Source organism: Mesorhizobium sp. M0701 (assembly GCF_040320365.1).
In the GTDB taxonomy this organism is placed as follows: Bacteria; Pseudomonadota; Alphaproteobacteria; order Rhizobiales; family Rhizobiaceae; genus Mesorhizobium.
The window spans coordinates 15,999-35,494 of record NZ_JAMYPO010000013.1 but is presented as its reverse complement, the minus strand read 5'-3'; the positions used below and the strand labels follow the sequence as shown (position 1 = coordinate 35,494).

General features: G+C 62.9%; 15 protein-coding genes. 5 read left to right on the top strand and 10 right to left on the bottom strand.

Annotated elements, in window-relative coordinates:
* Positions 1-100: 100 nt before the first annotated feature.
* Positions 101-2,353 (bottom strand): DNA topoisomerase IV subunit A, encoded by a 2,253-nt coding sequence (parC, locus tag NKI24_RS15020; protein WP_352746298.1) that lies wholly within the window; start codon positions 2,351-2,353, stop codon positions 101-103.
* A gap of 301 nt (positions 2,354-2,654) precedes the next feature.
* On the opposite strand from parC, the gene NKI24_RS15015 reads away from it, so the two are divergent.
* Positions 2,655-3,848 (top strand): aq_1923 C-terminal domain, encoded by a 1,194-nt coding sequence (locus NKI24_RS15015; RefSeq protein ID WP_352472040.1) that lies wholly within the window; start codon positions 2,655-2,657, stop codon positions 3,846-3,848.
* 80 nt (positions 3,849-3,928) lie between these two features.
* Here the strand turns inward: NKI24_RS15015 and aspS are convergent, their stop codons facing one another.
* The 4 genes from aspS to NKI24_RS14995 form a co-directional block, all read right to left on the bottom strand.
* Positions 3,929-5,719 (bottom strand): aspartate--tRNA ligase, encoded by a 1,791-nt coding sequence (aspS, locus tag NKI24_RS15010; protein WP_352472056.1) that lies wholly within the window; start codon positions 5,717-5,719, stop codon positions 3,929-3,931.
* 193 nt (positions 5,720-5,912) lie between these two features.
* Positions 5,913-6,737 (bottom strand): carbohydrate ABC transporter permease, encoded by an 825-nt coding sequence (locus NKI24_RS15005; protein WP_352746459.1) that lies wholly within the window; start codon positions 6,735-6,737, stop codon positions 5,913-5,915.
* Between the two features lie 19 nt (positions 6,738-6,756).
* Complete coding sequence (locus NKI24_RS15000) at positions 6,757-7,629, bottom strand: carbohydrate ABC transporter permease (protein ID WP_352746457.1); 873 nt, start codon at positions 7,627-7,629, stop codon at positions 6,757-6,759.
* A 68-nt stretch (positions 7,630-7,697) separates the two neighbouring features.
* Positions 7,698-8,966 (bottom strand): ABC transporter substrate-binding protein, encoded by a 1,269-nt coding sequence (locus NKI24_RS14995; protein WP_352746295.1) that lies wholly within the window; start codon positions 8,964-8,966, stop codon positions 7,698-7,700.
* Between the two features lie 257 nt (positions 8,967-9,223).
* Here NKI24_RS14995 and NKI24_RS14990 point away from each other — a divergent pair, with 257 nt between their 5' ends.
* Positions 9,224-10,471: an MFS transporter gene (locus NKI24_RS14990; RefSeq protein WP_023674455.1), complete on the top strand. Its 1,248-nt coding sequence runs from the start codon at positions 9,224-9,226 to the stop codon at positions 10,469-10,471.
* A 73-nt stretch (positions 10,472-10,544) separates the two neighbouring features.
* Complete coding sequence (rnd, locus tag NKI24_RS14985) at positions 10,545-11,696, top strand: ribonuclease D (protein WP_352746455.1); 1,152 nt, start codon at positions 10,545-10,547, stop codon at positions 11,694-11,696.
* 12 nt (positions 11,697-11,708) lie between these two features.
* Here the strand turns inward: rnd and NKI24_RS14980 are convergent, their stop codons facing one another.
* From NKI24_RS14980 to guaB, 3 genes are read right to left on the bottom strand one after another with little or no spacing between them, the layout of a single operon-like run.
* Complete coding sequence (locus NKI24_RS14980; RefSeq protein WP_352746292.1) at positions 11,709-12,125, bottom strand: MAPEG family protein; 417 nt, start codon at positions 12,123-12,125, stop codon at positions 11,709-11,711.
* Between the two features lie 28 nt (positions 12,126-12,153).
* A complete protein-coding gene (locus tag NKI24_RS14975; protein WP_352692526.1) occupies positions 12,154-12,693 on the bottom strand; it encodes a hypothetical protein in 540 nt (179 codons plus the stop codon).
* Positions 12,694-12,724: 31 nt separating this feature from the next.
* On the bottom strand, positions 12,725-14,227 hold the full coding sequence (gene guaB, locus NKI24_RS14970; RefSeq protein WP_352458563.1) for an IMP dehydrogenase: 1,503 nt from the start codon (positions 14,225-14,227) through the stop codon (positions 12,725-12,727).
* 295 nt (positions 14,228-14,522) lie between these two features.
* Between guaB and NKI24_RS14965 the strand changes: the two genes are divergently transcribed.
* Positions 14,523-15,944 (top strand): MFS transporter, encoded by a 1,422-nt coding sequence (locus tag NKI24_RS14965; protein WP_352746288.1) that lies wholly within the window; start codon positions 14,523-14,525, stop codon positions 15,942-15,944.
* A gap of 181 nt (positions 15,945-16,125) precedes the next feature.
* Here NKI24_RS14965 and NKI24_RS14960 read toward each other — a convergent pair whose 3' ends face one another.
* Both NKI24_RS14960 and NKI24_RS14955 read right to left on the bottom strand, forming a co-directional pair.
* Positions 16,126-16,821 (bottom strand): RlmE family RNA methyltransferase, encoded by a 696-nt coding sequence (locus NKI24_RS14960; RefSeq protein ID WP_352746285.1) that lies wholly within the window; start codon positions 16,819-16,821, stop codon positions 16,126-16,128.
* Positions 16,818-18,218: a Ppx/GppA phosphatase family protein gene (locus NKI24_RS14955; protein ID WP_352746283.1), complete on the bottom strand. Its 1,401-nt coding sequence runs from the start codon at positions 18,216-18,218 to the stop codon at positions 16,818-16,820. The genes NKI24_RS14960 and NKI24_RS14955 overlap by 4 nt, the downstream gene beginning before the upstream one ends.
* 322 nt (positions 18,219-18,540) lie before the next feature.
* Here NKI24_RS14955 and NKI24_RS14950 point away from each other — a divergent pair, with 322 nt between their 5' ends.
* Positions 18,541-19,473, top strand: coding sequence for a lysylphosphatidylglycerol synthase domain-containing protein (locus NKI24_RS14950; RefSeq protein ID WP_352449272.1), 933 nt, complete (start codon positions 18,541-18,543; stop codon positions 19,471-19,473).
* The last annotated feature ends 23 nt before the right edge of the window (positions 19,474-19,496 follow it).

Genomic DNA, 19,496 nt, shown 5'->3' with positions numbered 1-19,496 from the left:
CGCCAGTCTCCTCTGTCTGCGATAAGGGTCGCGTCTGGACGTTCCGACCCCCTCTGTCGCCTTCGGCGACATCTCCCCCTCAAGGGGGGAGATTACCGCTTCACCCGAACTTGCCAGTCCTCGGGAAACCCTTCGGCACCATGCGGCCGGCCGAGGCGCGGGCGCCGATCCATTCGGCAAGCTCGTCACGCGATTTGGTGAAGGTGCGGTCTGCCGAATCCTGCCAGGACAGGCCGCTTGCGAGCGTGAAGGTCTTGAGGTCGAGGACGCCGCCATCCTTGTATTTCTGCAGGCGCACGCCCTTGCCGCGCCCCATCTCCGGGATCTCGGCCAGCGGGAATACCAGCATCTTGCGGTTCTCGCCGACAATGGCGAGATGGTCGCCGGCGACGCTCACGCAGCGCTGGGCTTCGTCGGGCGCCTTGACGTTCATCACCTGCTTGCCCTTGCGGGTGTTGGCGACGACTTCTTCTTCCGGCACGATGAAACCGTTGCCGTCATGCGACACCAGCAGCAGCTTGCGCTTGGGATCATGGACGAAGGCGGTGACGATATCCTGGTCGTTGTCCATGTCGACGATGATGCGGATCGGCTCGCCATGGCCACGCCCACCCGGCAGCCGGTCGGCGCCGATCGTGTAGAACTTGCCGCCGGTGGTGAAGACCAGCACCTTGTCGGTCGTCTGGGCGTGGAAGGCGAGCTTGAGGCTGTCGCCTTCCTTGAAGGTCAGGGCCGATTGGTCGGTCAGATGACCTTTCATGGCCCTCAGCCAGCCCTTTTCCGAAACGACCACGGTGACCGGCTCGCGCTCGATCATGGCGTGGGCGATATCGGTCAGGTCATGCTCGGGTGCGTCGGCGAACTCGGTGCGGCGCTTGCCGATCTCGGTGTCGGGCCCGTATTTCTGGCGAACGTTGGCGACTTCCCACTTGATCGTCGCCCACTGCTTGGCGTCGGACGCAAGCAGTGCCTCGATCTGCTTCTTCTCGCCGGTCAGGCCATTGAATTCCTCGCGGATTTCGAATTCCTCGAGCTTGCGCAGCGCCCTCAGCCGCATGTTGAGGATGGCTTCAGCCTGGGTGTCGGTCAGCGACCAGCGCGCCATCATCACCTGCTTGGGCTCGTCCTCCTCGCGGATGATCCTGATCACCTCGTCGATGTTGAGATAGGCGATCAGATAGCCGGCGAGGATCTCCAGCCGCCTTTCGATCTCGCCGAGGCGGTGCTTGGAGCGGCGGATCAGGACGTCGCGGCGGTGCTCCAGCCATTCCTTGAGCACACCTTTCAGCGACAGCACGTTCGGCACCTTGCCGCGCGACAACACGTTCATGTTGAGCGGAAAGCGGCTTTCGAGCTCGGTCAGCTTGAACAGCGATTCCATCATGATGCCGGGATCGACCGAGCGGCTCTTCGGCACCAGCACGACGCGGATGTCCTCGGCGCTCTCGTCGCGGATATCCTCGAGCAGCGGCAGCTTGCGCGCCATCAAGAGCTCGGCGATCTTTTCGATCAGCCTGGCCTTCTGGACGCCATAGGGGATTTCGGTGACGACTATGTTCCAGGTGCCCCTGCCCTGGTCCTCCTGGCTCCATTTCCCCCTGACGCGAAAGCCGCCGCGACCCGTTTCGTAGGCTTCGAGGATCGAGGCTCGGCTGTCGACGATGATGCCGCCGGTCGGGAAATCCGGACCTTGCACGAAATCCATCAGCTTGGTGACGGGCGCATCCGGATGATCGATCAGGTGAAGCGCGGCGTCGCAAAGCTCGGCCGCATTGTGCGGCGGGATCGAGGTCGCCATGCCGACGGCGATACCGGACGAGCCGTTGGCGAGCAGGTTCGGGAAGGCGCCGGGCAGCACGGCCGGCTCCTCGTCTTCCTCGTTGTAGGTCGGGCGGAAATCGACGGCGTCCTCGGTGATGCCTTCCAGCAGCAGCGTCGACACTTCGGTCATGCGCGCTTCGGTGTAGCGCATGGCGGCGGCGTTATCGCCGTCGATATTGCCGAAATTGCCCTGCCCGTCGACCAGCGGGTAGCGCATCGAAAAATCCTGCGCCAACCGCACCAACGCGTCGTAGATCGACTGGTCGCCATGCGGATGGAATTTGCCCATCACCTCGCCGACAATGCGGGCGCATTTGGCAAAGCCCTGGTCGGGGTTAAGCCGCAACAGGCGCATGGCATGCATGATGCGACGATGCACCGGCTTCAGCCCGTCGCGCACATCTGGCAGTGCCCGGTGCATGATGGTCGACAGCGCGTAGGCGAGATAGCGCTCTTCCAGCGCCTTCTTCAGATCGACCGGCTCAATATTGTCGCCGCCGCCACTCTCGGGCGGCAAAAGCCTTTTTCCCATGGGCTGGCACTAGCCGAGCGGGTGATTCGCGGCAAGAGGCACCGGTATGCCGTTATCGCAAAACCGGCTGCACACTTTGCGCGACATCCATTATGCAACAGGAATTGGAAGCGTCACGACGCCGGCCAACATCAACCCGTTACATCCTGCTTCTATCGCAAGCCTGATGGATCGGGTTTGCCTTTGGCCGCGATTTTCGACCATTGTGCCGAGGCCCGCCTTTTTCCGGTCCAGTTCGTCACCGAATGGTGGCGACGCGACGATTTGAAAGAATTTCAGGACACTCTCAGGGGAGCTCTCGATGACGATCAGACACTCGACACTTATTAAGAGACTGGCTTTTTCGACCTTTTTGCTGACGCTGCCGCTGAATGCGGCGTTCGCGCAGGATACCGCGGTCGCCGACCGGCTGAAGGCTGCCCTCGCCGCGCAGGGTGTCGACCTCTCCTGGACCGGAGTAACCGGCGACACCTCCAGCATGGTTCTGCAAGGCGTGGCGGTCAAACCGGCGGCCGAAAAGGAGGCGCTCAAGATCGGCGACGTCAAGCTCGAAGGTGTGACCGAAGCCAATGGCGGCTATCAAATCGCGACCGTATCGACGTCGCCGTTCGAACACAGCGAAGATGGCGTCACGCTCAATCTCAGCCCCTTCGTCATCCACGACATGACGGTTCCGGCCGAAGGCGCAACCGGTCCGCTGGGCTCGCTGATGATGTACAAATCGGCCGAGCTCGACAACATGACAGTCAAAGTGGCTGACAAAACTGCTTTCTCGATGGACGGGCTTGCCATCGCAATCACGCCGCCGGCCGACGGCAAGGCCATGGCGTTTTCCGGCACTACGGAAAAATTCGCTGCCGACCTGACCCTGGTCGAAGATCCGAAGTCCAAGGAAGTCATCAACGCGCTCGGCTACCAGAACATAACAGGCAATCTTGAGATGGAAGGCACCTGGCAGCCTACCGACGGCAGGATGGACTTGTCGAAATACGAAATATCGGTCGACAATGCCGGCACGCTCGGCATGACCTTCGATCTCGGCGGCTACACGCTGGACGTCATCAAATCACTGCAGGAGATGCAGAAGAAGATGGCAGCGCAGCCCGAAGGCGCGGACAATTCGGCGCAAGGCATGGCCATGCTCGGGCTGCTGCAGCAGCTTTCGTTCAACAGCGCCTCGATCCGCTTCGACGACGATTCGCTGACCAAAAAGGTGCTCGATTATGCCGGCAAGCAGCAAGGCATGTCCGGCAAGGACATCGCCAACCAGGCCAAGGCGATCGTGCCCTTCGGCATGGCGCAGCTCAACAATCCGGAACTGACGGCGCAGGTTTCGGCCGCGGTCAACAAGTTCCTCGACGATCCGCAAAGCATCGAGGTCTCGGCCGAGCCGCCGGCCGCGGTGCCGTTCGCGCTAATCATGGCGGGCGCCATGTCCAACCCGCTCGACCTGCCGAAAACGCTCGGCGTGACGGTTACGGCAAACGAAGACTGACCGAGACAGGCTTCAAGCAAAAAGCCCGGCAGCGATGCCGGGCTTTTTTATGAATCAACAGCACCGGTTCGGAGCGTTTTCTAAACCTCTTTCTTCGTTGCCACGACGCGCAGCGACAATTCGCGAAGCTGCTGCGGGCTGGCTTCCGACGGCGCGTTCATCAACAGGTCGTAGGCCTGCTGGTTCATCGGAAACATGGTCACTTCGCGCAGGTTCCTGGCGCCGACCAGAAGCATGACGACGCGGTCGATGCCGGCCGCCATGCCGCCATGCGGCGGCGCGCCATACTGGAAGGCACGGTAAAGGCCGCCGAAGCGTTCCTCGACCGTTGCGCGGTCCAGCCCGACGGTTTCGAACGCCTTGACCATGGTTTCGGGCAGATGGTTGCGGATGCCGCCTGAGGCGATCTCGAAGCCATTGCAGACCATGTCGTACTGGAACGCCTTGATGCCGAGCAGATCCTCGCCGTTAAGCGCATCGATGCCGCCTTGCGGCATCGAGAAAGGATTGTGCGCGAAATCGATCTTCTTCTCCTCCTCGTTCCATTCGAAGAACGGGAAGTCGACGATCCAGCACAATTCGAAGCGGTCGCGGTCGACAAGATTGAGCTCCTCGCCGGCGCGGGTGCGCGCCGCTCCCGCGAAGGAGACGAACTTCTTCGGATCGCCGGCGACGAAGAAGGCGGCATCGCCATCGACAAGGCCGAGTTGTTGTCGGATCGCCTCGGTGCGCTCCTCGCCGATGTTCTTGGCCAGCGGCCCGGCGCCTTCGAGCTTCTCGCCCTCCTTGCGCCAGAAGATGTAGCCGAGGCCGGGCTGGCCCTCGCCTTGCGCCCATGAGTTCATGCGGTCGCAGAAGGCGCGAGACCCGCCGGTCTTGGCCGGAATGGCCCAGACCTCGGCTTTCGGATCGTTGGCAAGGATGTTGGCAAATACCTTGAAGCCAGAGTCGCGAAAATGATCCGAGACGGCCTGCATCTCGATCGGGTTGCGCAGGTCCGGCTTGTCGGTGCCGTATTTGCGCATGGCGACATCATAGGCGATGCGCGGAAACTTCTCCGTCACCGGCTTGCCGGCGGCAAAGGTCTCGAACACCCCCCGCATCACCGGCTCCATGGTGCTGAACACATCCTCCTGCTCGACGAAGCTCATCTCCACGTCGAGCTGGTAGAATTCACCCGGCAGACGGTCGGCGCGCGGGTCCTCGTCGCGGAAGCAGGGCGCAATCTGGAAGTAGCGGTCGAAGCCGGACACCATGATCAGCTGCTTATATATCTGCGGTGCCTGCGGCAGCGCATAGAAAGTGCCGGGGTGGATGCGCGACGGCACCAGAAAGTCGCGCGCCCCTTCCGGCGACGAGGCGGTCAGGATCGGCGTCGAGAATTCGGTGAAGCCGACCTCGCCCATCAGCTTGCGCATCTCGGCGATGATTTTCGTCCGCGCGACGATATTCTTGTGCAGCGTGTCGCGGCGCAGGTCGAGGAAGCGGTATTTGAGGCGGATGTCCTCTGGATAATCCGGCTCGCCGAAGACCGGCAGCGGCAATTCCTTGGCCGCCGACAGCACCTCGATCTCGCGCGCGAAAATCTCGATCTCGCCGGTCGGCAAATTAGGGTTCACGGTGTCGGCGAGGCGCGCCTTGACCTCGCCGTCGACGCGGACGACCCATTCGCCGCGCAAGGTCTCGGCAATCTTGAAGGCCGGCGAATCCGGATCGGCGACGATCTGCGTCAGGCCGTAATGGTCGCGCAAATCGATGAACAGCAGGCCGCCATGGTCGCGCACGCGATGCACCCAGCCCGACAGGCGTACGGTCGAGCCGACGTCGGCCTTCCTCAATTGGGCACAGGTATGGCTGCGGTAACGATGCATTGTCATTCTTAAAGTCCGGATGTTGGGTTGCGGCCAAGGCATGATGGCCCAGCCTGAAAATTTGCGCGAAAAGCACATGAGAGGGTGCATTTGTCAAGGCAAGCGGCAGCCGGGTCGAGTCCCACCGGCATCAATTTATGCTCGAGGCGTCAATCTGGGTTCGCTGCTCTGTGCCGGCAGTTCAACTATGCACTCATCCCTTGACCCCGCCCGCGGTGAGGCCGGAGATGATCTTGCGTTGGAAGATCAGGACAAGGATGACGAGCGGCACGGTGACGATCACCGATGCGGCCATGATGTTGCCCCACGGGATCTCGAACTGCGAGCTGCCGGAGAGCAGCGCGATCGCCACCGGCACGGTTCGCTGCTCGTTGCTGGAAGTAAACGTCAGGGCGAACAGGAACTCGTTCCAAGCACCGATGAAGGCGAGAAGCCCGGTGGTCGCCAGCGCCGGCCACATCAGCGGCAGGAAGACGCGGCTGATGATGATCCAGGGCGTGGCGCCATCGAGGATCGCCGCTTCCTCCAGCTCGATCGGCAGGTCGCGAACGAAGGCGGTGAGCACCCAGACGGTGAACGGCAAGGTGAAGATCATGTAGGACAAGATCAGCGCGAACGGCGAATTGTAGAGGCCGAAGGTGCGGATCAGCTCGAAAAGACCGGCAAGCACCGCCAATTGCGGGAACATCGAAACGGACAGGATAGTGAGGAGCAGAGCCGAGCGGCCGCGAAAGCGGATGCGCGCCAGCGCATAGGCAGCGGTGACGCCCAGGAACAGCGAAATGACGACAACGGCGCTCGAAATGAACAGCGAGTTCACGAGATTGCGCAGGAAGGTCCCCTCGGTGAACACGGTCCTGTAGTTGCTGAAGGTAATCGTCGTCGGCCAATAGTCGATCTGGAAGAGCGCCGTCCCGGATTTCAGGCTGGTGATGATGGCGTAGTAGAACGGGAACACCGCGACGACGACGATAACGGCGACGAGGAGGTAGAAAGCCGTGCGCTTGACGATCCACATGGTCAGCAGCCCCACATGATCAATAGTCCTTGTCCAGTCTTATCCGGCCGAGCCACAGAACGAGCATGGTCAGCAGAGCGAGGATAAGGAAGAGAAGCGTCGAGGCGGCGGAACCGGAAGCGAACTTGTCGAACTCAAACAGGCTCTCGCGGGCAAACACCGACATCGACTTGGTATGTATGTTGTTTGGCGTAAGCACGTAGATCAGATCGAAGATGCGCAGGGCATCGAGACCGCGAAAGATCATGGCCACCATCAACGCCGGTCGGATGAGCGGCAAGGTGATCTTCCAAAAAATTCTCCACGCGCCGACGCCGTCGAGCTTGGCGACCTCGTAGATTTCTTGCGGAAGCATCTGGAGGCCGGCGAGAATGAGAAGCGCCATGAAGGGGGTCGCCTTCCAGATGTCGACAACAAGGACGGCGACCATCGCCGTGTCGGCGCTGGCCGTCCAGGCGATCTTGGTGCTGATCAGGCCGAGCTTGAGCAGGACGTCGTTGATGATGCCGAACTGGTCGTTGAGCATCCACTGCCACATTTTCGCCGAGACGATCGTCGGGATCGCCCAAGGGATGAGGATCGCGGCGCGCACGATGCCGCGGCCGCGAAACTTGGCGTTGAGCACCAGCGCGACGATCATGCCGAGCACCGTCTCGCAGGTCACCGAAATCACCGCGAAGCGCACCGTGTTCCAGACGGCGCGCCACCAGACCGGATCGGCGAGCAGCCCGTCATAGACGACGCGGCCGCTCGGCATTTGGACGACGGAGAGATAGTTGGCGAAGCCAACCCAGCGGCGGGCTTCGAGGTCGGCGAGCGAGGCATCGGTGAAGCCGAAATAGATCGTGCGCATCAACGGCCAGCCGGCGACGGCGGCGAGCACGATGAGCATCGGAGCAAGCAGCAGCCATGCCGAGCGCACACGCTGACGCGCCAGCAGCGAGCCTGAGCGCGGCGAGGTCACCAGGCGGTGCCCTTGAGCCTGGTCAAGGAGAACTCCAGATCGGCAAGGTTGTCGGCGGCCGTGCCCTCGCCGGACATAGTGTTGTGGACGGCGGTCCAGAACTCGCTCGATGCCTCATTGTACCTGGTCTTGGCCTGGGCAGAGGGACGCGGCACCGCGTTGAGGACGACTTCCTTCCAGCGCGGAATGACCGGCTGGGCGCCGGCGATGTGGGCATCGTCATAGAGTGCCTGGATGGTCGGCAGATATGCCCCCTTCAAGGCGCGGTACTTCTGCATCTGAGGCGAGGCGATCCATTTGACCAGCTCGATCGCTGCATCCGGGTTCTTCGAATATTTGGAAACCGCGAGATTCCAGCCGCCAAGCGTTGCTGCCGGGCGCGCGCCCTCACCCGACCCCGGCGGCAGCGTGGTCACCTTGAACTTGCCTTTGATGGGGGAGCTTTCGCTGTTGCCAAGCGCGTAGGCGTAGGGCCAGTTGCGCATGAAGACGGCGTTGCCGGTCTGCCAGACTCCGCGCGACTCTTCTTCCTGGTAGGCCAGAACGCCGGGCGGCGAGATGGTTCCCACCCAGCTCCTCGCCATTTCCAGCGCCGCGGCTGCTTGCGGATTGTTGATGGAGATCGTGCCGTCCGGCTCGATAATCTGGCCGCCGCCGTTCGACTTCACCCATTCGAGTGCATCGCAGGTCAGCCCCTCATAGGCGTTGCCCTGGAAAACGAAACCCCACATGTCCTTGTTGCCGGCCGCGCGCTCCTTGTCCATGATAAGCTTGGCGGTGTCGGCAAGCTCGGCCCAGCTGGCCGGGACCCTGGCGCCGTATTTGTCGAGGAGATCCTTGCGGTAGTAGAGCGCCGGAGCGTCGGTGAATATCGGCAAGGCGACGAGCTTGCCGTCCACGGTCTGCGATTTGATGATCGATGGGAAATGGGCGCCAACGACATCCTTGGTCGCTTCGGTCAGGTCGATGAACTGCCTTGCAAGCTGGGGGGCCCAGATGATGTCCGTTTGATAGACGTCGACGTCGCTGCTTCCGGCGGCAAGCCAGAGCCGGTATTGGCCAAACTGGTCCGTCGCCGAGGGTGGCAGCGGAACGACGCTAACCTTGTTGCCGGTCCTCTTCTCGTATTGATCGAGGATCTCGCGAAGGATTCTCTGGCCGTTGCCGGTATCTCCGGACACCATGGCGAGGTCGACAGCCCGCGCCGGCCCGGCCGCCAGAACTGCGGCCACGGCAAATGCCGCAAATGCGGAATGAAATTTCATGATGGCGGACCTCCCTTTGGAGCTTCAGGCCGGGCAGCAGAAACGACGTCGATGCCTGACACCGTCTCCGCACACCGGCAGCTCACAAGACGCGTATTCGCCCACCAGCACTGAACTACAAAGATACACCTTGGTTCCCAACACGGAAGGTCCGGCGCCACGCGGCAGCCCCCGGCTGGCCCCAACGCCGCCGGGAATTGCCGCTGGCATTGGCGAAGGCGATGGTTCAAGAAGGGATCAACGACAGGCTTTCCTTCATGTCTTCCATCCGCCCGCTGATCCCCCTCCTGATCGCCGCCGGCATCCTGCTCGGCGGCAACGGCCTGCAGAGCACGTTGATTGCGCTGCGTGGTGCGCAGGAAGGTTTTCCCGCTTCCTCGATCGGCCTGATGGGCACGTTCTATTTCGCCGGCTTCCTGCTCGGCTGCCTTGCCGTGACTCGCATCATGAAGTCCGTCGGCCATGTGCGCGCCTTTTCGGCACTCGCGGCGATCGCCTCGGCGGGAACGCTGCTTCTGGTGCTGGTCATCGATCCGGTGATGTGGTGCGCCGTGCGCTTTGCCGGCGGGTTCTGCTTTGCCGGCCTGTTCACCATCATGGAAGCCTGGCTGAATTCCGGCGTCACCAACACCGACCGGGCGCGGGTGCTTGCCATCTACCGGATGGTCGACATCGGCTCGGTGACGGGCGCCCAGTTCCTGATCCCGATCTTTGGCGCCGGCGGCTTTGCCATCTTCGCCATCATGTCGATGATGATCACCGTGTCGCTGGTGCCGGTTTCGCTCGGCGACCGCTCCAATCCGACGCCGCCGGAAGACGTCAAGCTCGATTTGGCACGCGTCTGGCGGATCTCGCCGCTCGGCTGCTTCGGCTGTATCGCCGTCGGCGTCACAAACAGCGCCTTCCGCACCCTGTCGCCGGTCTATGCCGAGCAGATCGGCATGTCGGTCGCCGACGTCGTCACCTTCGTCAGCGTCGGCATTTTCGGCGGCGCCATCATCCAATACCCGCTTGGCTATCTCTCCGACCGCTGGGACCGGCGCTCGGTGCTGCTGATGACGACGTGCTGTGCGATGGTGGCGGCACTGGCGCTGGCATTCGTGGCAGGCGGCAGCCCGTTTCTCAACTTCCTGCTCGTCTTCATCTTCGGCTGCTTCGCCATGCCGCTCTATTCGTTGTCAGCGGCGCATTCCAACGACCGCGCCGACAAGGGCGAGTTCGTGCTGATCAACGCTGCCTTGATGCTGTTTTATTCCTTCGGCGCCATTGGCGGGCCGTTCGCAGCCTCGACGGTGATGCAATTTTTCGGGCCGAGCGCGCTGTTCGTGTTCAGCGCCACCGTCTATGCGATCTTCGTGGCCGTCATCCTTTACCGGATGCAGGCGCGCTCCGCCGTGCCGGCCACCCATCGCAGCCGTTTTACGGCGCTGTTGCGCACTTCGACGGTTTTTGCCCGGTTGGCAAAGCGGAATGCCGATCCCGATGAACCCGCAAAGCCTGGATAGAGGTGCTTGCGCTTGACGAAAGCGCGCGCGGCTGAAATTGAAAGAGACCCTAGCCCTTGCCAAAAGCGATTTGATGCACGTCATCACCACCCAGAAAGAACTCGAGACCGCTATTGCCGCTTTCGAAAAGGCGGAATTCGTCACCGTCGATACCGAATTCATTCGCGAAACGACCTTCTGGCCGATCCTGTGCCTGATCCAGATGGCAGCGCCCGGGGTGACCGCGCTGATCGATCCGCTGTCGCCCGACATCGACCTGAAACCGTTCTTCAGGCTGATGGCCAATGAGGCGATCGTCAAAGTCTTCCATGCGGCGCGCCAGGACATCGAAATCATCGTGCATCTCGGCGATCTGGTGCCGCATCCGGTGTTCGACACCCAGGTCGCGGCAATGGTCTGCGGCTTCGGCGACAGCGTCTCCTACGACCAGCTGGTGCAGCGCATCACCGGAGCGCGGCTCGACAAGTCCTCGCGCTTCACCGACTGGCGCCACCGTCCGCTGTCCGAAAAGCAGCTCGACTACGCGCTCGCCGACGTCACCCACCTGATCGAGGTCTACAAGCATCTCAGCGCCGAGCTGGTGCGGGAAAACCGCGCCCACTGGCTGAACGAGGAGATGGACGTGCTGACCTCGCGCGAGACCTACGATCCGCATCCCGAGGATGCCTGGAAGCGGCTCAAGATGCGGCTGCGCAAGCCGCAGGAACTGGCGATCGTGCAGGCGGTGGCCGCCTGGCGCGAACGCGAAGCGCGCGAGCGCGACGTGCCGCGCGGCCGGGTGCTCAAGGACGATGCGATCTACGAAGTGGCGCAGCAGGCGCCGTGCGACGCTGCGGCGCTGAGCAAGCTGCGTACTACGCCAAAGGGCTGGGAGCGCTCGTCGACGGCGACGGCACTGCTTGGCGCGGTAAACGCTGCCCTTGCCCTGCCCAGGGAAGAGATGCCGAAGCTGCCGAAGAGCTTCCAGCCGCCGGAGGGGTCGAGCGCCGCGGCGGAGTTGCTGAAGGTGCTGCTGCGGATCGTTGCCGAAAAGGAAGGCGTCGCATCCAAGGTACTCGCCTCCAGTGACGACATCGACCGCATCGCTGCCGAGGGCGAGGAAGCCGACGTGCCGGCATTGCAAGGCTGGCGGCGCGCCGTCTTCGGCGAGGCCGCGCTCAAGCTGGTGCGCGGTGAACTCGCCATCAGGTTCGACAAGCGCAAGATCGCTGTGTTCGATTTGTAGCCTTGAGTTTGCTCAGACCAAGCTGAGCAGATGCAGCGCTAGCCATATCCAGCCAAGTGCAAGAACTACCGCGCCCAGGTAGAATGCCCTGCTGCGCAGGATTAGCCGATTGCTGGTCAAGTGGACCGACGCGTGAAGATAGCGGGAGACGACAAAGATCCACATCAGAGCCAAGGTCAGATAATTGACGCCATTGGTCACGTGCAGCGTCAAGCATAAGACGTAGAAAAGCACCTGCAGTTCGAACTGGTTGCTCAGATTGTCGGCGACGGTGATACTGGACCCAGGCTCCGTCGAGCGAGTCTTGAACTGGCCGGTCTTGGCTTCGCCCGACCTGACCGCACCATAGCGGCGCCGGCCCACTACGATATAGACGATATAGACCAGCACCTGCGCCAGCATCGGCCAGAAGATCGCGGTCTGGTTCAAGACGCCCCCTGTCGTTGTCACCCAGCCTTCAAGGCCGTTTCTGAGCCATCAGAGTGAAAGCGGCAATGACAGTCACTGGTATCGCCAGTAGGGCGAATTTGGTGACGATCAGCGCCGAGGCGAAGGATAGTGAATCCGGATTGGCCGACAGAAAATCGGACAAAAGACGAGCCACGGCGATATTCTGGGCATAGTCGGTAAGCAGGTAAGGCAGCACCAGCACAACCGCGAATATCGACTGGGTTTGCGCAGGCAGTGCACGGAAATTCTTCAGCCGCCGGCCCGTTGCCAGGATCAGGCTGACCATCGTCAGCGATAGCAGCGCCGGAAAAAGCAGGTCGAAGGTCAGGTAATGCCAGACGAGAATAATTTCGCTGCCGCGCCGGCCGAGGGCTGTTAGCCAGGCCATGCCCTCATCCGGGGTGAAACCGGTATAGCGCATGTCGAGCGACGGCAGACCGCCGCTCAATTGGCGAAAATAGAGGAACTCCATCGCCGTCATGATGATGAAAACCGCCACGGTGGCGACACAGAGTGCGGCCGCGTGGCGCGACAGCCGCAGGATCATTGCCGCCAGATTGCGCCAAAGCGCATGACGGTCAGGCTCCGCCAGGATAATTCGGGCTTTCGCGGGTAATCGTGACGTCATGGGCGTGGCTTTCACGAAGTCCGGCATTGGATATCCGCACAAAAGTGGCGCGCTCGCGGAAATCGGCAAGGTCGCGGCCACCGACATAACCCATAGCGGCTTTCAGGCCGCCCGCAAGCTGGTGCAGCACGCCGGACACAGGTCCTTTGTACGGCACCTGCCCTTCGATGCCTTCCGGGACCAGTTTCAGCGTGTCGCGCACCTCTGCCTGAAAATAACGATCGGCGGAGCCGCGCGCCATCGCGCCGACCGAGCCCATGCCGCGATAGGCTTTGAAGGAGCGGCCCTGGTGCAGATAGACCTCGCCGGGGCTCTCGTCCGTGCCGGCCAGCAGCGAGCCGATCATCGCAGCACTTGCGCCGGCGGCCAGTGCCTTGGCGAGATCGCCCGAATATTTGATGCCGCCATCGGCGATGACCGAAACGCCGGATTTCTGCGCCGTCTCGACCGCGGACATGATCGCCGAGAGCTGCGGCACGCCGACGCCGGCGACGATGCGGGTGGTGCAGATGGAGCCTGGTCCGATGCCGACCTTGACCGCGTCGGCGCCGGCATCGATCAGCGCCAAGGTGCCTTCCGCGGTGGCGACGTTGCCGGCCAGGATACGAACCGAGTTGGACAGCTTCTTGGCCCGCGTCACCGCATCCAGAACGCGCTGCGAATGACCGTGCGCGGTGTCGATCACGAGAAGGTCGACGCCGGCGTCGATGAGGCGCTCGGCCCGTTCGAAACCGTCATCGCCGACGCTGGTGGCGGCGGCGGCGCGCAAGCGCCCCTGCGCATCCTTGGTGGCGTGCGGGTTGAGCTGCGACTTCTCGATGTCCTTGACCGTGATCAGCCCGACGCAATTGCCGTCCCGATCGACCACAACAAGCTTCTCGATGCGGTGCTGATGGAGCAGCCGCTTGGCCTCGTCCTGATCGACGTTCTCCTTGACCGTGATCAGGTTCTCGCGGGTCATCAGCTCATAGACCTTTTGCGCCGGATCGGACGCGAAGCGGACGTCGCGGTTGGTCAGGATGCCGACGAGCCGGCCGACCGTGTGGCCGCCGGTGCCGCCGTTCTCGACCACCGGAATGCCCGAAATGCTGTAGGTGCGCATCAGACCCAGCGCATCGGCAAGCGTCGCCTCGGGACCGATGGTGACAGGGTTGACCACCATGCCGGACTCGAATTTCTTCACCTGCCGCACCTGCTCGGCCTGTTCGGCCGGCGAGAAATTGCGGTGGATGACACCGATGCCGCCGGCCTGGGCCATGGCGATGGCGAGTCGCGCCTCGGTGACCGTGTCCATGGCGGCCGACAGGATCGGCACGTTGAGGTCGATGTCACCGGCGATGCGGGTGCGGATGTCGGTCTCGCCGGGCATGACCTCGGAATGACCCGGCTGCAGCAGCACGTCGTCAAAGGTCAGCGCCAATGCGCCGGTGGACGTCTCGATGATTTTTGCCATGGCCAGCCCTCGGAATGCAGGAAAGGCGCTCGCCCTGGATGGACAGCGCCGACTCGTCTTCTTCCCTTTCAGGATTGGCGCTGGCTCGTAACACGTCCCGTGGCCGTTGAAAAGCCGATGGTTGTGTAGTGGCGAAGCTGCATTTTGCCCCAGGGGCTGCGAGACTTGCGGTCGCACAAACGTGACAGCAAATTAATGCGACATCCGGGCCAAGCCATGATAACCGCCCTACCTGTCGGTTTGGCCCCCAAGGCCGGCAAGCAATCGCGACGCACATTTCAAGGCCGGATCCATCGTGAACCGCACCATTCCGCTTATCCTGGCGGTCGCTCTATTCATGGAAAACATGGATTCGACCGTCATTGCGACATCGTTGCCGGCGATCGCCATCGACATCCACACCAGCCCGATCGCGCTCAAGCTGGCGCTGACCGCCTATCTGGTATCGCTGGCGATCTTCATTCCGATAAGCGGCTGGATGGCCGACCGCTTCGGCGCCAAGAATGTCTTCCGTGCCGCGATCGCCGTGTTCATCGTCGGTTCGGTCGCGTGCGCCATTTCCAATTCGCTGCCGGCTTTCGTGGTGTCACGTTTCCTGCAAGGCATTGGCGGCGCCATGATGACGCCGGTCGGACGCCTGGTGCTGGTACGCGCGACGCCGAAAAGCGAGCTCGTCGCCGCCATGTCGTGGCTGACTGTCCCGGCTCTGGTCGGCCCCCTGGTCGGCCCGCCGGTCGGCGGCTTCATCACGACCTATTTCTCCTGGCACTGGATTTTTCTGATCAATGTGCCGATCGGGCTGATCGGCATCTGGCTGGCCACGCGTTTCCTGCCGAAGACCGACGCCGCGCAGACGCCGCCGCTCGATCTCATCGGTTTCGTGCTAAGCGGGCTGGCGGCATCGGGCATTGTGTTCGGCCTGTCGGTGGTCAGCCTGCCGGCTCTGCCGCCAGTTGCCGGCTTTATCACCGTTGCCGTCGGGCTGGCATCGGCGGTGCTTTACCTGCTGCACGCGCGCCGCGCCAAGAATCCGCCGCTGGCGCTCGAGCTGTTTCGCAATCGGGTGTTCCGCTCGTCGGTGCTCGGCGGCGGACTGTTCCGCATCGGCATTGGTGCCGTACCTTTCCTGTTGCCGCTGATGTTCCAGATCGGTTTCGGGCTGACTCCATTTCAGTCCGGCATGATCACCTTCGTCTCGGCAATCGGCGCCATAGGCATGAAATTCGTTACCGCCCTGATCTTCAGGGTCGCCGGCTTCCGCCGGGTGCTGATTTCAGGCTCGCTTATCGCTGCCGCGTCCATCGCGATCAACGGCCTGTTCACACCCGACACGCCCTACGGGCTGATCCTCGCCATGCTGCTCGCCGGGGGCTTCATCCGTTCGATGTTCTTCACCGGCATCAATGCGCTAGCCTACGCCGAGATTTCGGCGGCCGACACCAGCAAGGCGACGCCGATCACGGCGGTGTTCCAGCAGTTGGCGATCGCACTCGGTGTGGCGCTGGCCGGCGGCATCCTGGAAGTGTCGACCAATATCCATGGCGGCCCGCTGACGCTGAGCGACTTCCACACCGCCTTCTTCATCGTAGCGGCGGTATCGGCGGCAGCCTCGCTGTCGTTCATGCGGCTGGCGCCGGACGCCGGCAATGCCGTGTCGGGGCATGGCAGGTTGACGCCGCCGAAGACGCTGGAGCCGGTGAGCCCGCCGGGGAATTGAGGACCCCTTCCCTTCTCCCCTTGTGGGAGAAGGTGGATCGGCGCGCAGCGCCGAGACGGTTGAGGGGTGTTGGAAGAAATGAGGCGATGATAACTGCAAGCGTGTTGCCAAGCTGGAACACCCCTCATCCGACCTCGCTTCGCGAGGCCACCTTCTCCCACAAGGGGAGAAGGAAAGGGCGCTACCCCTTAAAATCCTTTGCCAGCAAATACAGCTCCACCGATTCGTCGCGCGAGGCTGGCGGCTTGACGTGATGGACCGAGCGGAAATTCCGTTTCAGCCTGGCCAGCAATTCGTTTTCGGCGCCGCCCTGAAACGTCTTGGCGAGGAAATGTCCGCCAGGCTTCAATACCGACAGCGCGAAATCGGCCGCCACCTCGCAAAGATGCATGGTGCGGATGTGGTCGGTCCGTTTGTGGCCGGTGGTCGGTGCGGCCATGTCGGAGAGCACGATGTCGGGCTGGCCGCCCAGCGTCTCGGCCAGCTTTTCGGGTGCCTGCGGATCGAGGAAATCCATCAGCAGCACCGGCGCGCCCGGCACGGCGTCCATCTCGAGATAGTCGATGCCGACGACGTTAGGGTGTTCCGCGGTCGACTTGGTACGCGCGGCGGCGACCTGGCACCAGCCGCCGGGCGCCGCACCAAGGTCGATCACCTTCATGCCTGGCTTGAGCAGATGGTGCTTGTCGTCGATCTCGATCAGCTTGTAGGCGGCGCGCGAACGATAGCCGTCGGCCTTCGAGCGCTGGACATAGGGATCGTTGATGTGGCGCTGCAACCAGCGGCGCGACGATTCCTTCAAGCCGCTTTTCTTCTTGATCTTCGTCTTCAGCACGCGAAGGCCGGCGGAGCTCGGTCTTTCCGGTTTCTTGGTCATTGCCCTCGCCGCCAGACGCCGTCATCGGCCATCAATTCGCTCAATATGCCCTCGCGCAGGCCGCGGTCGGCGACACGCAGCCGCTCCGACGGCCAGACGGCGCGGATCGCCTCCAATATGGCGCAGCCGGCCAGAACCAGGTCGGCGCGGTCGGCGCCGATGCAAGGGTTGGCGACGCGTTGCTGGAAATCCCAGCCGACCAGTTTTTCGACCATGCGGTCGACGCTGTCGCGATCCATCCACAGCCCGTCGACGCGGCGGCGGTCATAGCGTTCGAGATCGAGATGGACGCCGGCCAGCGTCGTCACCGTGCCCGAGGTGCCGAGCAAATGGAATTTCGGGCTGGACAGGAGGTGGCTCAGCCGGTCGCGCCCGTCGAAGGCGCGCAGCCGCACTGCGACATCGTCGACCATGGCGCCAAAGATCTCGCGCGTCACCGTGCGGCCGCCAAAACGCTCGGCCAGCGAAACGACGCCGACCGGCAGCGAGGTCCACGAGACGATGTGGTTGGCGAGCCTTGGCGAGCGGTGGCCGGTGAGGTCGATCAGCGCGATTTCGGACGAGCCGCCGCCGATGTCGAACAGCACGACGCCTTGCGTGTCGCGCTCGACCAGCGAGCCGCAGCCCGACACCGCCAGCCGCGCCTCGGTCTGGCGGTCGATGATCTCGAGCCGCAGGCCGGCCTCGCGCTCGACGCGCTCGAGGAACTCGACGCCGTTGGCGGCGGTCCGGCAGGCCTCGGTGGCGATCAGCCTTGCCTTCCTGACCTTGCGGTTGCGCAATTTGTCACCGCAGATCTTCAGAGCCTCGACCGCGCGGTCCATTGCGGCGTCGCCGAGCCGGCCATTGGCGGTAAGGCCCTCGCCCAGCCTGACGATGCGCGAGAAGGCATCGATAACGCGGAACTGGCCATGGCGCGTCGGCACCGCGACCAGCAGGCGGCAATTGTTGGTGCCGAGATCGAGCGCGGCAAACACCGGCAATTCCTGCAGCGGCGGCGATGTGCGGGCACCTTGCTCCGGCCTTGGCGAGGCTGGAGGCAATTGCGCGAGCGAAGACGGGGAAGCGATCGAAGCCGCTGGCTGGGGTAGGCGCGCGGCCGGGGCCTCGTTGGCGACGGGCACCGAAGTGCCTGATATCACCGGACGAGCCTCGTCGCGTGCGAAAACCTTGCGCCCGCGCCGGCGCTTGCGCCGTTTCTTGGGTTTGCCGTTCTGATGCGGGCCGTTCTGACCCTTGTAATCGTGGGACGTGTCGCCAGCCTGTCCATTGCCGGACCAGGGTTGCACCTGACGGCCGTAGCGTCCGGTGGATGGGCTTGCCTGGCCGGACGGCGTCGGCGAACCCCTGGACACGCCCACTTCCGGCGCGCCAGCGCCGGCGTCGTGGTCTTCCACTGTCGTTCCTTCCGGCGCCGCGCGAACCGAGATCGGACGCAGCAGGCGCTTTTACATGTTCAAGTTGTCGCCAGACTATCAGCGCCGGGCCGGATCACCAAGAGCGCTCGCGGCGAATTTTGCCGGCGGCGTGAAGGCGGCGACGTCGGTGACCCCTTGTCCCCTTGAGAGAAGGGAAGGCGCGAGCGCCACAACGCGCCTTCCCGGTTGAATAGCCGGCTTCAATGAGGCATTTCTGAAATGGAGGGTAAATCATTCGGCAACGCGGGCGGTTTGCCTGCTGCGAAAACGGGTACGGGCTGCAACGCATGATCGTCATGCCATGAACTGGAGGCGCTATTTCTGGCCCGTCATCGGCATCGCCGCGGTGGTGTTCTCGCTGTGGCTGCTGCTGCACGAATTGCGCGGCATCTCGCTTGACGATGTCTGGGCCGGCATAATCGCCATCCCGGCGCGCGGCTGGGTGCTGGCGGCGCTGAGCTCGGTCGTCGCCTATGCCTCGCTCGCCGGCTACGACCACATCGCGCTGCTGCACATCGGCAAGAAAGTATCGTGGCTGTTCGTCACCTTCTGCTCGTTCACCACCTACGCGCTGTCGCACAACATCGGCGGCTCGGTGTTTTCCGGTGCGGTGATCCGCTACCGCGCCTACGGCACCAAGGGCCTGACCGGGCAGGATGTCGGCATTCTGGTGGCGATCTGCTGGATCACCTTCGTGCTGTCGACGCTGTTCGTCTCAAGCATCGTCCTGCTGCTCGAGCCCGAGGTGATCGATCGTTTTTCCGGCATACCGCATCACCGGCTGTCGCAAGCAGCAGGGCTCGCCATGCTGCTCGTGGTGGCGACCTACATATTCGGCAGTTGGCTGCATCTGAGACCACTCAGGATCGGCAGCTTTCAGCTGCATTATCCGGCGTTGCCGATCGTGGCGCGGCAATTGCTGGTCGGCCCGATCGAGCTGCTGGCGGCGGCGGCGATCATCTTCTTCGCCCTGCCCGCCGCGGGCAATCCCGGCTATTTCGTCGTGCTCGGCGTGTTCCTGGTGTCGTTCTCGATCGCGCAGATTTCACATGCGCCGGGCGGGCTCGGCGTCTTCGAGGTGGTGTTCCTTGCGGGCTTGTCGCATATGGACCAGGTCGGCGTGCTGGCGGCGCTGCTGGTGTTCCGGCTGTTCTACCTGATCATCCCGCTGCTGATCGCGCTCGGCGTGGTGCTGTTCTTCGAGCACTCGCAATATAGCCGCAGCGAGAGTTGAAGCGCCGGAAGCCGACGATTGAA